Origin of the sequence: Pseudomonas sp. TH06, assembly GCF_016651305.1 — a bacterium.
Taxonomy (GTDB): domain Bacteria; phylum Pseudomonadota; class Gammaproteobacteria; order Pseudomonadales; family Pseudomonadaceae; genus Aquipseudomonas.
The window spans coordinates 435,178-450,434 of sequence record NZ_JAEKEC010000001.1; the positions used below are offsets into that span (position 1 = coordinate 435,178).

Below are 15,257 nucleotides of genomic sequence, written 5' to 3' on the forward strand. Positions count from 1 at the left end.
TAGAAAAGAACAGACACGCACCGATCATAGTAGATCGGTGCGTTTTATCGCGAGGACTGGCGATAGTCGTTCAGCGCAGGTTCAGCGACGAACCGGGCGCTTCTGCAGTTTGCGCTGCAGAGTGCGACGGTGCATGCCCAGGGCGCGGGCAGTGGCGGAGATGTTGCCTTCGTGTTCGGTGAGCACGCGCTGAATGTGTTCCCACTGCAGGCGGTCGACCGACATCGGGTTTTCCGGCACCAGACTGTCGAGGTCGGCGTGCTCGGAAAGCAGCGCGGCCAGCACGTCGTCGGCATCGGCCGGTTTGCACAGGTAGTTGCAGGCGCCGCGCTTGATCGCCTCGACCGCCGTGGCAATGCTCGAATAACCGGTGAGGATTACCACGCGCATTTCCGGGTCCAGCTCCAGCAACTTCGGCAGCAGTACCAGACCGGAGTCGCCGTCCATTTTCAGGTCCAGCGCTGCGTAATCAGGCAGATCGGCCTGGGCGATGGTCAGGCCTTCCTCGGCGGAACCGGCGGTGCTGACGCGAAAGCCACGGCGAGCCATGGCACGGGCCATGACTCGGGTGAACGTTGCGTCGTCGTCGACCAGCAGCAAATGCGGCAGTTCTTCGCCTTCGACTTGGATTTCGTCACTCATGTTGGTCTCCTCGGGCGCCGTGAGGCAGGCGCAGCTCGGTGAGCGTGCCGCCTTCTTCATGACTATAGAGTTTCACTGAGCCGCCGGCGCGTGTCACGCTGGCCTTGCTCAAAAACAGGCCCAGGCCGAAACCTTTGCCCTTGGTGGTAAAAAACGGTTTGCCGATCTGTTCGGCGATGGCCAGCGGCACACCGGCACCGTGATCGCGAATGCTGATGGTCACGGTTTCCGCGTCCCAGTCCAGCGTCACCTTGAGGTTTTCCGGGCAGGCGTCGGCGGCGTTGTTGAGCAGATTCAACAGCGCCTGAGTCAAATCCGGCGGCGGCGCCATGCGCGGCACGGTGCCCTGGCCGAGACGATGGAAACGATAACTGGCTTCCGGGCGCATCAAGTGCCAGCGATTCAGCGCTTCGTCGAGCCATTGGGTGACATCCTGCATCTCGACCGCCAGACGACGATTGGCCTCGGCGGCGCGCACCAGTTGCTGCAAGGTCTCTTTGCAGAGTTTGACCTGATCCTGCAGCACCTTCAGATCGTCCTGCAACATCGGATCGTGATGATCCTGCTGCATCTCCTTGAGCAGCACACTCATGGTCGCCAGTGGCGTACCCAGTTCATGCGCGGCACCGGCCGCTTGCGTGGCGACCGCGAGCAACTGCTGATCGCGCAGGCCTTCTTCGCGGCGAATCGCGCGTAATTCTTCCTGACGGCGCAGCTCTTCGGCCATGCGTGCAGCGAAGAAGGTGATCACCGCTGCGGCCAGCGCGAAGCTCAGCCACATGCCATAGATCTGCAGGTTTTCGCGAGCGACCGGCAGGGTCTCCAGTGGATAGAAACGCGTCAGCATCACGGTGTACAGCGCCAGCGCGATGCCGGACAGAATCACCGAATAGCGCCACGGCAGCGTCACCGCGGCGATGGTCAGCGGCACCAGATAATAGGAAACGAACGGATTGGTCGAGCCGCCGGAGAAATACAGCAGTGCGCTGTGAATCACCAGATCACACGCCAGTTGCAGCGCGTATTCGAGTTCAGTCACCGGCCACGACGTGCGCAAACGCACGGCGGTGAACACGCACAGCAGCGTCGAACAGCCGAGGGTCATCGCTAGTTGCACCCATGGCAACGGCAACAGTTGCAGCCAATAGGCCAGGCCAACGGAACCGGCCTGCGCGGCGAGCACCAAAGTGCGGATGAAAGTCAGCCGCCAGAGGTTCTGGCGAGTGGCGGAAGTCAGTTGTACGGGGGCGAGCATGAGCTCTCCTGATGAGCGCTCCAGGCGGATCGCACGGAGTATAACCAAGCCACGCCCTCGAGAGGCGAAAGTGCGGCAAACGACCACATGGCGCAGACAGCAAAATCGTCTACGCCGCCCCCAACTTCTCAATGAGTTGAGTCCGATTGTGGCGAGGGGATTTATCCCCGATGGGTGGCGAAGCCGCCCCAAATCATGCGACCTCATTTAACCAGACATACCGCGTCAGCCGGATTTGCGACTGCTGCGCAGCCGATCGGGGCGGTGCGACGTTTCGCTAAATCCCCTCGCCACAAAAACTTTCTCGACTTGGGGTCAGCGGTGAGCCGGGGTATCTGTATAGAAGTTGTAACTGGGCGAACCGGATCATAAAAGCTAGAGTCTGATGGTTTCACGCAGGCCCCCAACCAACACCTGCGCCCTCATCAAGGAGCCTTCATGCACACATTTCGCCGCAGCGCCGCCCTTCTCGCCCTGACCGTCGGCAGCGTCGCCAGCCTTCCGGCCCTGGCCGCCGATGAGCTGCACTACAACCAGATTTCCCTGCGCGCCGAAGTCAGCACGGAAGTGGCCCGCGACCTGATGATCGTGACCCTCTACACCGAAGAGCAAAACACTGACCCTGCCAAACTCGCCGCCGACGTCAGCACCACGATGAACAAGGCACTGGCCCAGGCCAAGCAAGTCAAAGACATCACCCTGCGCCAGGGCAGCCGCAACAGCTACCCGATCTACGACACCAAGGGCCAGAAAATCACCGGCTGGCGCGAACGCGCCGAACTGCGTCTGGAAAGCCCCGACTTCGCCGCCCTGTCCAAACTCACCGGCGAACTGCTGACCGACCTGAAAATGGGCGGCATGGACTTCGCCATCGCCGACCCGACCCGCAAGGCCAGCGAAGACAAGCTGCTGAAAGAAGCCGTCACCGCCTTCAAGGCCCGCGCGCAACTGGCCACCGACGCACTGGGCGGCAAGGGTTACAAAATCGTCAACCTGAACCTCAACAGCAACGGTTATCCACAACCGTACATGCGCGCGCCGATGATGATGAAAGCGGCGGCCATGGATTCCGCGCCGGTGACGCCTGAAGTTGAAGCGGGTACGAGCCAGGTCAGCATGACGGCTGATGGCTCGATTGAAGTGCTGATGCAGTGAATTGATGTGAGCTGAATGAAAAACCGGCGATCAGTGAATGATCGCCGGTTTTTTTGTGCCTGGGATTTTTGGTGACTCATCTGGCGCCATCGCGAGCAGGCTCACTCCTACAGGGGTAACGCATTCCAAATGTAGGAGTGAGCCTGCTCGCGATGAACGATAACGCGGTCTCAAGTCTGCGGATCAACCCGATCCAACGCCCGATTCACCGCCAGTTCAGCCAGCATGATTATCTGCTGAATCCCCAACACCGTATTGCGCTGCAGACCGCTCAGCTCATTGGCGAAGTTGCTGGCCGCAGCACTGGCCGAGGCCAGCGATTCACAGGCGTGGGCCAGCAGGCTTTCGGTATCGACATTGGGGCAGACCATGAACATCGTGCTGGGTTGGCGCGACTTTGTGGGCTGGGAACAGAGATAGAAATCGAGGGCGCGCTTGATGGCTTCGCGGTTTCGGGCGAGGTCTTCGTCGCGGAGGGCTTCTTCGAGAGGGGTTGGTTTTTCTTCGGGAGGATCTGGAACTGGCTTAGTCATTTTCGTTACCTGTAGTGAGGCCAACCCCTCCGCCGTTTCTCACACGACGAAAGGTGGCAGCAATGTGCGGGGTGAGAAAACCGGACACAGGCACCCGGCCAGACCGAAGTCTGCCCGCACACAGCCGCCATAACGCAATTACAGACAGCGAATAAGCTGCCGGCAATTATGCTGATATTGACGCTATGCCTGTAGTTTTTTACACCGGGTTCTCACACCCGATCGCTGAACATTCAGCGACGTCCCAAGCCTAGAGAGCCCACGTCCGACGGACAACCTGAAAACCTTGTGGGAAGGTTCTGGTAATTCGATACACATTTAAACAGCTCAAATAATCGGGCGACGGGGCGGGCCTCTTCGCGAGCAGGCTCACTCCTACAATTGGTTCGCGTGCAGTCTGCAAGAGATTGGTCGGCTTTCAGGCCGCCATCGCTGGCAAGCCAGCTCCCACAGGTAAGCAACAGCAAGATCAAAAGATCGCAGCCTTCGGCAACGCCTACAGAGGCGACAAGTACACCCCGCACGCGGCGCATGCCGCCCCACTCAATAGGCCGAGTGGCAGCTCGCCTGCTTTTGATCTTGATCCACGGGCGACATCGGAAGGCTGAGTGGAGGGATTCATCCGGGGGTGGGAGCGCAGCGACCGTTCGACGAAGTCGAACACATCGAGAGGAGGTGCAGCGCAGCAAACCGTAAGCGATGCCCCCGGATGGATCCCGGAGCGAAGGAACCCCGAGCCCCAGCGAGCGGGCCGCACGTAGGAGCAAGCCTTTTTTTGCTTACTTTTTTGAGGCGTTTGTCAAAAAAGTGAGTCGCCGTCAGGGCGAAACCCTAAGCAGCCATCACCGCAGCAACGGATATGTACCCGACAAAAGCCGCCACATATACCGAGATAGACACTCCCGCAGGAAAAACGATATTTCCGGACACCCCCAAATCCCCGCTACCCTCAAAAACCACCACCTCCAATATCCCCGGGGACTCCATGCCAAGATCCACCCTCAAACCGCTCCTGATCTCCCTGGCCCTGGCCACAACCGCCCCGCTAGCAAACGCCGCCACAACACTCGTTTATTGCTCCGAAGCCAGCCCCGCAGGCTTCGACCCCAGCCAATACACCAGCGGCACCGACTTCGACGCCTCCGCCGAAACCGTCTTCAACCGCCTCACCCAATTCCAGCGCGGCGGCACCGACATCGAACCCGGCCTGGCGACAAAATGGGACGTCTCCAGCGACGGCCTGGAATACACCTTCCACCTGCGCCAAGGCGTGAAATTCCACACCACGGAATACTTCACCCCAACCCGCGATTTCAACGCCGACGACGTACTCTTCACCTTCCAGCGCCTGCTCGACCCGGAAAACGCCTTCCGCAAGGCCTACCCCGCCGAGTCGCCGTACTTCACCGACATGGGCCTCAACACCACGATCAAATCGGTAGAAAAACTCGACGACAATACCGTGCGCTTCAACCTCAACAACGTCGACGCCGCGTTCGTGCAAAACCTCGCCATGAGTTTCGCCTCGGTGCAATCCGCCGAATACGCCGCCCAACTGCTGATGGAAGGCAAAGCCGCCGACCTCAACCAGAAACCCATCGGCACCGGCCCGTTCGTGTTCAAGCGCTACCAGAAGGATTCACAAATCCGCTACGCCGCCAACAAGGCCTACTGGAAACCCGAAGACGTAAAAATCGACAACCTGATCTTCTCGATCACCCCGGACGCCGCCGTACGCCTGCAGAAACTCAAGACCGGCGAATGCCAGGTCAGCGGCTACCCACGCCCGGCCGACATCGAAGTCATGGAAAAAGACCCGAACCTGCGCGTACTCAAACAGGCCGGTTTCAACCTCGGCTTCCTCGCCTACAACACCACTCACCCGCCGCTTGACCAACTGAAGGTGCGCCAGGCCCTGGACATGGCCATCGACAAACCGGCGATCATTAAAGCCGTGTACCAAAGTGCCGGCCAGTTGGCACAAAACGCCTTGCCGCCGGCGCAATGGTCCTTCGACCCGAACATCAAAGACGCGCCGCACGACCCGGCGAAAGCCCGGGCGCTACTTAAAGAAGCCGGGGTTGCACCCGGTACAACCATCAACCTCTGGGCGATGACAGTGCAGCGCGCCTCGAATCCGAATGCACGGATGTCGGCGCAAATGATCCAGCAGGATTGGGAAAAAATCGGCATCAAGGCCAACATCGTCAGCTACGAATGGGGCGAGTACATCAAGCGCGCGAAAAATGGCGAACACGACGCGATGATCTATGGTTGGACAGGTGACAACGGTGACCCCGACAACTGGCTCGGTGTGCTCTATAGCTGCGCGGCGGTGAAAGGCAGCAACTACGCCAAATGGTGCGATCCGGCTTACGACAAACTGGTGCAACAGGCCAAGGTGTCTACCGATAAAACGCAGCGGGTAAAACTGTATCAACAGGCGCAATTGATACTTAAACAACAAGTGCCGATCACCCCGATTGCCAACTCCACGGTGTTCCAGCCGCTGCGCAAGGAGGTCACTGACTTCCGCATCAGCCCGTTTGGTCTAACCCCGTTCTACGGCGTGGGTATAAATAAGTAACACCGAGCCCCAAGGCGGCGCGCACAACGTGACCGGCGCACCGTTTTGGGGCTCCATTTGCACCGTAAAAACCACCCGCAAACGGTCAAATGCGTCAGAAGTTATACCGATGCGACATTAAGGTACGTTCGTGCCACCGTTTGACGCCGCCGAGCGCTCTGGATCTTGCATTGGGTATGGCCCCTGCATAAGTATCCGCAGGCACGACTCACGAGGTCGTACCTCAAATCAAAAAATGACAACAAATCATGAGGCCAACATGCTTAAACACGCGGTCATTCCGTTTTTAGTCGGCGCAGGCTTGTTAGCCTCCGCACCATTCGCATCCGCTGCGACTAACCTGGTGTTCTGCTCCGAAGGGAGCCCGGCCGGATTCGACCCAGGCCAGTACACCACCGGAACCGACTTCGACGCCTCAGCTGAAACCATGTTCAACCGTCTGACCCAGTTCGAGCGCGGCGGCACCGCCGTGATTCCTGGTCTGGCGACCAAGTGGGACATTTCCGATGACGGCCTGACTTACACCTTCCACCTGCGTGAAGGCGTCAAGTTCCACACCACCCCGTACTTCAAGCCGACCCGTGAGTTCAACGCCGACGACGTGCTGTTCACCTTTAATCGCATGATTAACAAGGATGACCCGTTCCGTAAGGCGTACCCGACCGAATTCCCGTACTTCACCGACATGGGGATGGACACCAACATCACCAAGATCGATAAAGTCGACGACCACACCGTCAAGTTCACTCTGAAAGAAGTTGATGCCGCGTTTATCCAGAACATGGCCATGAGCTTCGCGTCGGTGCAATCCGCCGAGTACGCTGCTCAGCTGCTCAAGGAAGGCAAGGCTGCCGACATCAACCAGAAGCCGATCGGCACTGGTCCGTTCGTATTCAAGAGCTACCAGAAAGATTCCAACATCCGTTACACCGGCAACAAGGAATACTGGAATCCTTCGGACGTGAAGATCGACAACCTGATCTTCGCCATCACCACCGACCCGTCGGTACGTATTCAGAAGCTGAAAAAGAACGAGTGCCAAGTCACCCTGTTCCCGCGTCCAGCCGACCTGAAAGCGCTGAAAGAAGACAAAACCCTGAAGATGCCTGACCAGGCCGGCTTCAACCTGGGCTACATCGCCTACAACGTGATGGACAAGGTCAAGGGCAGCAACGAGCCGAACCCGCTGGCAGACCTGCGCGTTCGCCAGGCGCTGGACATGGCGGTGAACAAGCCACAGATCATCGATTCGGTTTACCAGGGCGCGGGCCAACTGGCCGTCAACGCCATGCCGCCGACCCAGTGGTCTTACGACACCACGATCAAAGATGCCAAGTACGACCCTGAGAAAGCTAAACAGCTGCTCAAGGAAGCCGGCGTCAAGGAAGGCACCGAGATCGTTCTGTGGGCGATGCCGGTACAGCGTCCGTACAACCCGAACGCCAAGCTGATGGCCGAAATGCTCCAGTCCGACTGGGCCAAGATCGGCTTGAAAGTGAAGATCACCAGCTACGAATGGGGCGAGTACATCAAGCGTTCCAAAGGTGGCGAGAACCAGGCCATGATCATTGGCTGGAGCGGTGACAATGGTGATCCGGACAACTGGCTCAACGTTCTGTTCGGCTGCGACTCGCTGAGCGGCAACAACTTCTCCAAGTGGTGCGACAAGAAGTTCGACGGCCTCGTCAAGGAAGCCAAGCGCACAACCGACCAAGGTAAGCGCACCGAACTGTACAAAGAGGCGCAACACGTCCTCAAAGATGCAGTCCCTATGACACCTATCGCTCACTCGACGGTGTATCAACCCATGCGCGCCAACGTGCAGGACTTCAAGATCAGCCCATTCGGCTTGAACTCCTTCTACGGCGTCAGCGTCAGCAACTAAAAGAGACAGCGGCGACGTTTTCAGCGTCGCCGCTGTTTTTTTCTGCCGATTAGTTAGGAATTTGCCTACAGCTGTTTCCACCCTGCCTATCCAGGGAGATACAGGCTCTGTTGCCTTTTCCTACGAGTCTTTAGGACTCAACGCATTTACTGCCAGACCCACGGCTCTTACCGTCGGGTTCTGACCAGTGACTGCGTGGGCTAACGGTTTGCTGTACGTACTGGTTTGAGCTCGATGCAGCCACAACGTCCCTGGACGGGACCGCGGTGCATCGAAACACACAAAAAAAGAGGGAGCGTCATGCGCCATACCTTGGTTTTTTCCGCATTGCTGGGCGCCGGCCTGTTGGCCGCCACGTCCGCCAGCCACGCCGCCAGCAACAGTCTGGTGTTCTGCTCCGAAGGCAGCCCGGCGGGTTTTGATACCGCGCAATACACGACGGCCACCGATAACGACGCCGCCGAGCCGCTGTACAACCGACTGGTCGAGTTCGAAAAAGGCGCGACCAATGTCGTACCGGGCCTGGCCACCAAGTGGGATATTTCCGAGGATGGTCTCAAGTACACCTTTCACCTACGTGAAGGTGTGAAATTTCATACAACGCCGTACTTCAAACCTACTCGCGATTTCAACGCCGACGACGTGCTGTTCACGTTTAACCGCATGCTCGATCCGCAACAGCCATTCCGTAAGGCTTATCCGACCGAGTTCCCGTATTTCAACGGGATGAGCCTGAACAAGAACATCGCCAAGGTCGAAAAAACCGGGCCGCTGACCGTGGAGTTCACGCTCAACAGCGTCGACGCCGCGTTCATCCAGAACATTGCCATGAGCTTCGCCGCCATCCTGTCCGCCGAATACGCCGACAAACTATTGGCCGAAGGCAAGCCGAGCGACATCAATCAGAAGCCGATCGGCACCGGGCCGTTCGTGTTCAAGAGCTACCAGAAAGACTCGAACATCCGTTACACCGGCAACCCGCATTACTGGGACCCGAGCCGGGTCAAGTTGAAGAATCTGATTTTCGCGATCAACACCGACGCCTCTGTGCGCGTGCAGAAGCTCAAGGCTGGCGAATGCCAGATCACCCTGCATCCGCGCCCGGCCGATGTCGAAGCGCTGAAAACCGATCCAAAACTGCAACTGATCTCCAAACCGGGCTTCAACCTCGGTTACATCGCCTACAACGTGCGCCACAAACCGTTCGACCAGCTCGAAGTGCGTCAGGCGCTGGACATGGCGGTGAATAAACAAGGAATTCTCAACGCTGTTTATCAGGGTGCCGGTCAACTGGCGGTCAACGCCATGCCACCGACCCAGTGGTCTTACGACGACAGCATCAAAGACGCTGCCTACAACCCGGAAAAAGCCAAAGAGCTGCTCAAGGCTGCCGGCGTCAAGGAAGGCACCGAGATCACCCTGTGGGCGATGCCGGTGCAACGACCCTACAACCCCAACGCCAAACTGATGGCCGAAATGCTCCAGGCTGACTGGGCGAAGATCGGTCTGAAAGTGAAGATCGTCAGCTATGAATGGGGCGAGTACATCAAGCGCACCAAGAATGGCGAGCACGACATCAGCCTGATCGGCTGGACCGGTGACAACGGTGATCCGGACAACTGGCTGGGCACGCTGTACAGCTGCGACGCCATTGGCGGCAACAACTACTCCATGTGGTGCGACCCGGCTTACGACAAGCTGGTCAAAGAGGCCAAGGTCGTCACCGACCGTGACCAACGCACCGTGCTCTACAAACAGGCCCAGCAATTGCTTAAACAGCAAGTGCCGATCACGCCTGTCGCCCACTCGACGGTCAACCAGCCGTTAAGCACACGGGTTGAAGGGTTCAAGGTGAGCCCCTTCGGCCGCAACGTGTTCTCGGGTGTCAGTATCGATTAACCCAACCGATTAGCCGCAACGCTGAGGGGCGCTGTCTAGCCCCTCACGCAAGCGCTTTGCCGAAATTCGCCAATCTGGCCTTTTGCAAACGTTTGCGATGTGTGAATGAGTTCTAAACCAAATAACCGGCATACCAAAAAAGCCGGCATAAAAAGAAAGTAAAGGAGCTTCACCCATGAAACTGAGCAGCACCGCGATACTGGCCCTGGCCATCAGCAGCATCACCGCCACGGCGTACGCAGAACCTGTTAGTCAGGAGTTCGTCCCTACCACGTTGGCCGGCAGTAGCGCCCAAAGCGAGGCCAAAGGCTTTATCGATGGACAAAGCCTGGGCGGCACCACGCGTAACTGGTATGCCAATGAACTGCGTCGTCGTGACGACAGTTTCAGCTACGTGAAAAACAGCGACAAAGACACCTCGCCAGTGGTGAGAACCAAGACCCCGCGCCGTATCAACTGGGTTCAAGGCACCATCGTCAACTACACCTCGGGCTTCACCCAAGGCACCGTTGGCGTCAGCACCGAAGTCGCCGCTTACAACGCCATCGTTCTGGACCGCGACCGCAAGGACATCGCCGGCGGTTCCAACCGTACCCTGGCACACTCCGACGGCGACGCCGTTGACCAGTGGAGCAAACTGGGTCTGGCCAACGTCAAATTCCGCGTGTCGAACACTACCCTGACTGCCGGTCGCCAGAACTTCAGCACACCAATCGTCGATGTCATCGGCAACCGTCCGCTGCCTTCGAGCTTTGAAGGTATCAGCCTGCACAGCGAAGAATTGAACAACCTGTCGTTCGACCTGGCCGGTTTCGACCGCGTCTCGCCACGTACCGAACAGAGCCTGTCGAAATTCCGCTCCGAGTACGGCGCCAATGGCGAAGAAACCGACAAGGTCTACACCGCTGGTGTGAACTACCAGCCGCTCAAGAGCCTGAAAACCAGCCTCTACGTAGCCAACGTCGAAGATTTCTGGAACCAGTACTACTTCGGCGGCACCCACGAACTGGGTGACAGCCAGGTGCTGAGCCTGACCACCGGCCTGAACTACTACAAGACCGTCGACGAAGGCAAAAAGTTGATGGGTAACATCGACAACGATACCTACTCGCTGTCGTTGGGCCTGGCTCACCAGGCCCACAGCCTGACCTTCTCGTACCAGCAAGTGAACGGTAACGAATACTTCGACTACCTGCACGAAACCAACGGCATCTACCTGGCCAACTCCCTGCTGTCGGACTTCAACGGCCCGAACGAGAAATCCTTCCAGATCGCCTACGGCATCAACATGGCCGAGTACGGGGTTCCAGGTCTGAAGTTCAACATCTATCAGGCTCGCGGTTGGGGCATTGACGGTACTCACTACCGTGGCACGGCTTACACCATTCCAGATGACAAGCGCGGCGACCTGAGCCTGATGGACGGCGAATCGCACTACGAATACGGCATCGGTGCTTCCTATGCCGTGCAGAGCGGCCCGCTCAAGGCCACTGCGATTCGCGCGACGTACACCACTCACCGCGCCAGCGAGCATCAGGCTGACGGCAACATCAACGAGTTCCGTCTCGTGACCACCATTCCATTCAACATCCTGTAAAAACCGCCAACCGACGGCTGACTCAGTGACGAGTCGGCCGTTCGGTTTTTGTCTTCAACCGATTGCAGAGGGTTATCGATGAAAATGCTTCCCCTACGTGCGGCCGTCGCTGCCGCGTTGTTGAGCGCCGCCATCGGCGTCTCGGCCAAACCCTTGGTGGTCTGCACCGAAGCCAGTCCGGAAGGCTTCGACATGGCCCAATACACAACTGCAGTCACAGGTGATGCGGTTTCCGAAACCATTTTCAACCGCTTGGTGGGCTTCAAGCCTGGCACCACCGAAGTAATCCCGTCACTCGCCGAATCCTGGGAGATCAGCGATGACGGCTTGAGCTACACCTTCCATCTGCGCAAAGGCGTCAAGTTTCACACCACCGAATACTTCAAGCCGAGCCGCGACTTCAACGCCGACGACGTGGTCTGGAGCTTCCAGCGTCAATTGGACCCGAATCACCCGTGGCACAAGCAGTCGAGCGTGGGCTTCCCGTACTTTGAAAGCATGGGCTTCAAGGAGCTGCTGAAAAACGTCGAAAAGGTCGATGACAACACCGTCAAGTTCACCCTGACTCGCCGCGAAGCGCCGTTCCTTGCCGACATTGCCATGGCATTCTCCTCGATCTACTCCGCCGAGTACGCCGACCAGTTGCTCAAGGCCGGCAAGCCTGGCGAGTTGAACAACAAGCCTGTTGGCACCGGCCCGTTCATCTTCCAGCGCTACGCCAAGGACGCGCAGGTGCGGTTCAAGGCCAACCTGGAATACTTCCTCGGCAAGCCACCGGCCGAGGCGCTGATCCTGGCGATCGCCGTCGACAACAACGTCCGTCAACAAAAGCTCAAGGCCAACGAGTGCCAGATCGCGCTGTACCCAAAACCGGACGATATCCCCAGCATCAAGCAGGATCCGAATCTGAAAGTCGCCGAACTGGACGCGATGACCGTGTCCTACATGGCCATGAATACCCAGCACAAATACATGAGCGACGTGCGCGTGCGTAAGGCAATCGACATCGCCTTCGACAAGGAAGCCTACGTCAACGCGCTATTCGGTAAAGGCAACGCCACCGTCGCAGTCAACCCGTACCCGCCGACGCTGCTGGGCTACAACCATGACCTGAAGAATCCGCCTCGCGATCTCGACAAGGCTCGCGCCCTGCTCAAGGAAGCCGGCGTACCGGAAGGTTATGTGTTTACCCTGTTTACCCGTAACGGCGGCGGCCCGACCAACCCTAACCCGATGCTCGGCGCGCAGATGATGCAGGCCGACCTGGCGAAAGTCGGGATCAAGCTCGACATCCGTGTGATGGAATGGGGCGAGATGCTCAAACGCGCCAAAAACGGCGAACACGACATCGTTTCTGCCGGATGGGCGGGCGACAACGGCGACCCGGATAACTTCCTGACGCCTATGCTCAGTTGTGAAGCGGCCAAGAACGGCGAAAACTACGCACGCTGGTGCAACGAGAAATTCCAGACGCTGCTGGATGAAGCACGGGCTAAAGTAGATCCGGCCGAGCGCGCGAAACTCTACGAGCAGGCGCAGGTCCTGTTTAATCAGGACCAACCGTGGATCAGCATGGCCCACACCCGGATGTTTACCGCAATGCGCAACAACGTAGAGGGCTATCACATCAGCCCTCTCACCACTAATAACTTCGCCACCACCCAGGTGAAGTAGATAAGAAACTCCCGGCTTCCCTGATCCCAGGGAAGCCGGGCACGCCTAACCGGCTGATGAGGTACCACACAAGATGTTTAGTTTTATTGCCCGCCGACTGGGGTTGTTGATCCCCACGTTTTTCGGCATCACCTTGCTGACTTTCGCGTTGATTCGCATGATTCCCGGCGACCCCGTGGAAGTGATGATGGGCGAACGTCGGGTCGACCCCGAAATGCACGCTCAGGCAATGGAACGCCTCGGTCTGAACAAACCTTTGTATGCCCAGTATCTGGACTACATCGGCAAACTGGCCCACGGCGATCTCGGTGAATCCCTGCGCACCCGTGAGAGCGTATGGACCGAGTTCTCCTCCCTCTTCCCGGCGACCCTGGAACTGTCCATGGCCGCCCTGCTGTTCGCCGGCATTCTCGGTCTTCTGGCCGGGGTGATTGCGGCGCTCAAGCGAGGATCGCTGTTCGACCACGGGGTGATGGGCATCTCCCTCGCGGGGTATTCGATGCCGATCTTCTGGTGGGGCCTGATCCTCATCATGTTCTTCTCGGTGAGCCTGGGCTGGACCCCGGTTTCCGGACGGATCGACCTGCTCTATGACATCGAGCCACGCACCGGTTTCATGCTCATCGATACGCTGCTGGCCGATGACGTCGGCGCGTTCTTCGATGCCCTGCATCACCTGATCCTGCCGGCCATCGTGCTGGGCACCATTCCGCTGGCGGTAATCGCACGGATGACCCGTTCGTCGATGCTCGAAGTGTTGCGCGAAGACTATATCCGCACCGCCAAGGCCAAGGGCCTGTCGCCGTCGCGCGTGGTGTTCGTCCACGGTCTGCGTAACGCGCTGATTCCGGTCCTCACCGTGGTCGGCCTGCAAGTCGGCACCCTGCTGGCCGGTGCGGTTCTGACCGAAACCATTTTCTCGTGGCCCGGCATCGGTAAATGGCTGATCGAAGCCATTGGCGCCCGGGACTACCCGGTTGTGCAAAACGGCATCCTGTTAATCGCCTGCCTGGTGATTCTGGTCAACTTCGTAGTGGACATCCTCTACGGCTTTGCCAACCCACGCATCCGTCATCAGCGCTGAGGTCCATACCCATGAGCACTCCAACTTCCTCAGTAGCCTCCGCCACGTCCGCCGTGGATCAAAGCCTGCTGTACCCGTCGCCGTACAAAGAATTCTGGCAAGCCTTCTCCAAGAACAAGGGCGCCGTTGCCGGCCTGTTGTTCATGTTGCTGGTGATTTTCTGCGCATTGTTCGCCCCTTGGGTCGCGCCGCATAACCCGAGCGAGCAATACCGTGACTTCCTGCTGACGCCACCGGCGTGGCTTGAAGGCGGGCAAATGCAGTTCCTGCTCGGCACCGACGAACTCGGTCGTGACCTGCTGTCGCGTCTGATCCAGGGCTCGCGCCTGTCGCTGCTGATCGGCTTGTCATCGGTGGTCATGTCGCTGATCCCGGGGATTCTGCTCGGTCTGTTCGCAGGCTTTTTCCCGAAAGTGCTCGGCCCGACCATCATGCGTCTGATGGACATCATGCTGGCCCTGCCGTCGCTGCTGCTGGCTGTGGCGATTGTCGCCATCCTCGGCCCTGGCCTGATCAATACCGTGATCGCCATTGCCGTGGTCTCGCTGCCGTCCTATGTGCGTCTGACCCGTGCCGCCGTGATGGGCGAACTGAACCGCGATTACGTGACCGCCGCGCGCCTGGCCGGTGCCGGTCTGCCACGTCTGATGTTCATCACCGTGCTGCCGAACTGCATGGCGCCGCTGATCGTGCAGGCAACCCTGAGCTTCTCCTCGGCGATTCTCGATGCTGCTGCGTTGGGCTTCCTCGGCCTTGGCGTACAACCGCCAACCCCTGAGTGGGGCACCATGCTGGCCTCGGCCCGCGACTACATCGAACGCGCCTGGTGGGTAGTGAGCCTGCCTGGTCTGACCATTTTGCTCAGCGTGCTGGCAATCAACCTGATGGGCGACGGTCTGCGCGATGCGCTGGACCCGAAACTCAAGAACGCCGCCTGAGGAGATTC

The 15,257-nt window shown here is 58.7% G+C and carries 11 protein-coding genes; 8 read left to right on the forward strand and 3 right to left on the reverse strand.

Annotation, left to right across the window (positions count from 1 at the left end):
* Positions 1-81: 81 nt before the first annotated feature.
* Both JFT86_RS02110 and JFT86_RS02115 read right to left on the reverse strand, forming a co-directional pair.
* Positions 82-642, reverse strand: coding sequence for a response regulator transcription factor (locus JFT86_RS02110; RefSeq protein WP_003221630.1), 561 nt, complete (start codon positions 640-642; stop codon positions 82-84).
* A complete protein-coding gene (locus JFT86_RS02115) occupies positions 635-1,897 on the reverse strand; it encodes an ATP-binding protein (RefSeq protein ID WP_201235396.1) in 1,263 nt (420 codons plus the stop codon). The genes JFT86_RS02110 and JFT86_RS02115 overlap by 8 nt, the downstream gene beginning before the upstream one ends.
* Positions 1,898-2,335: 438 nt before the next feature.
* On the opposite strand from JFT86_RS02115, the gene JFT86_RS02120 reads away from it, so the two are divergent.
* Positions 2,336-3,052, forward strand: a complete 717-nt coding sequence (locus tag JFT86_RS02120; RefSeq protein WP_201235402.1) for an SIMPL domain-containing protein — start codon at positions 2,336-2,338, stop codon at positions 3,050-3,052.
* Between the two features lie 170 nt (positions 3,053-3,222).
* Here JFT86_RS02120 and JFT86_RS02125 read toward each other — a convergent pair whose 3' ends face one another.
* Positions 3,223-3,585, reverse strand: coding sequence for a DUF6124 family protein (locus tag JFT86_RS02125; protein ID WP_201235404.1), 363 nt, complete (start codon positions 3,583-3,585; stop codon positions 3,223-3,225).
* A 985-nt stretch (positions 3,586-4,570) separates the two neighbouring features.
* Between JFT86_RS02125 and JFT86_RS02130 the strand changes: the two genes are divergently transcribed.
* From JFT86_RS02130 to JFT86_RS02160, 7 genes are all read left to right on the forward strand, one after another.
* On the forward strand, positions 4,571-6,172 hold the full coding sequence (locus JFT86_RS02130; protein WP_201235411.1) for an ABC transporter substrate-binding protein: 1,602 nt from the start codon (positions 4,571-4,573) through the stop codon (positions 6,170-6,172).
* Positions 6,173-6,431: 259 nt separating this feature from the next.
* Positions 6,432-8,057, forward strand: a complete 1,626-nt coding sequence (locus JFT86_RS02135) for an ABC transporter substrate-binding protein (RefSeq protein WP_201235413.1) — start codon at positions 6,432-6,434, stop codon at positions 8,055-8,057.
* A gap of 300 nt (positions 8,058-8,357) precedes the next feature.
* Positions 8,358-9,956, forward strand: a complete 1,599-nt coding sequence (locus tag JFT86_RS02140) for an ABC transporter substrate-binding protein (protein ID WP_201235415.1) — start codon at positions 8,358-8,360, stop codon at positions 9,954-9,956.
* A gap of 175 nt (positions 9,957-10,131) precedes the next feature.
* Positions 10,132-11,553: an OprD family porin gene (locus JFT86_RS02145; RefSeq protein ID WP_201235417.1), complete on the forward strand. Its 1,422-nt coding sequence runs from the start codon at positions 10,132-10,134 to the stop codon at positions 11,551-11,553.
* Between the two features lie 78 nt (positions 11,554-11,631).
* Positions 11,632-13,227, forward strand: coding sequence for an ABC transporter substrate-binding protein (locus tag JFT86_RS02150; protein ID WP_201235419.1), 1,596 nt, complete (start codon positions 11,632-11,634; stop codon positions 13,225-13,227).
* A 73-nt stretch (positions 13,228-13,300) separates the two neighbouring features.
* Positions 13,301-14,311 carry an ABC transporter permease subunit gene (locus tag JFT86_RS02155; protein ID WP_201235426.1) on the forward strand — a complete coding sequence of 337 codons (1,011 nt, stop codon included), beginning with the start codon at positions 13,301-13,303 and terminating at the stop codon, positions 14,309-14,311.
* 11 nt (positions 14,312-14,322) lie between these two features.
* Entirely contained in the window at positions 14,323-15,249 is a 927-nt protein-coding gene (locus JFT86_RS02160; RefSeq protein ID WP_201235428.1) for an ABC transporter permease subunit, read from the forward strand.
* The last annotated feature ends 8 nt before the right edge of the window (positions 15,250-15,257 follow it).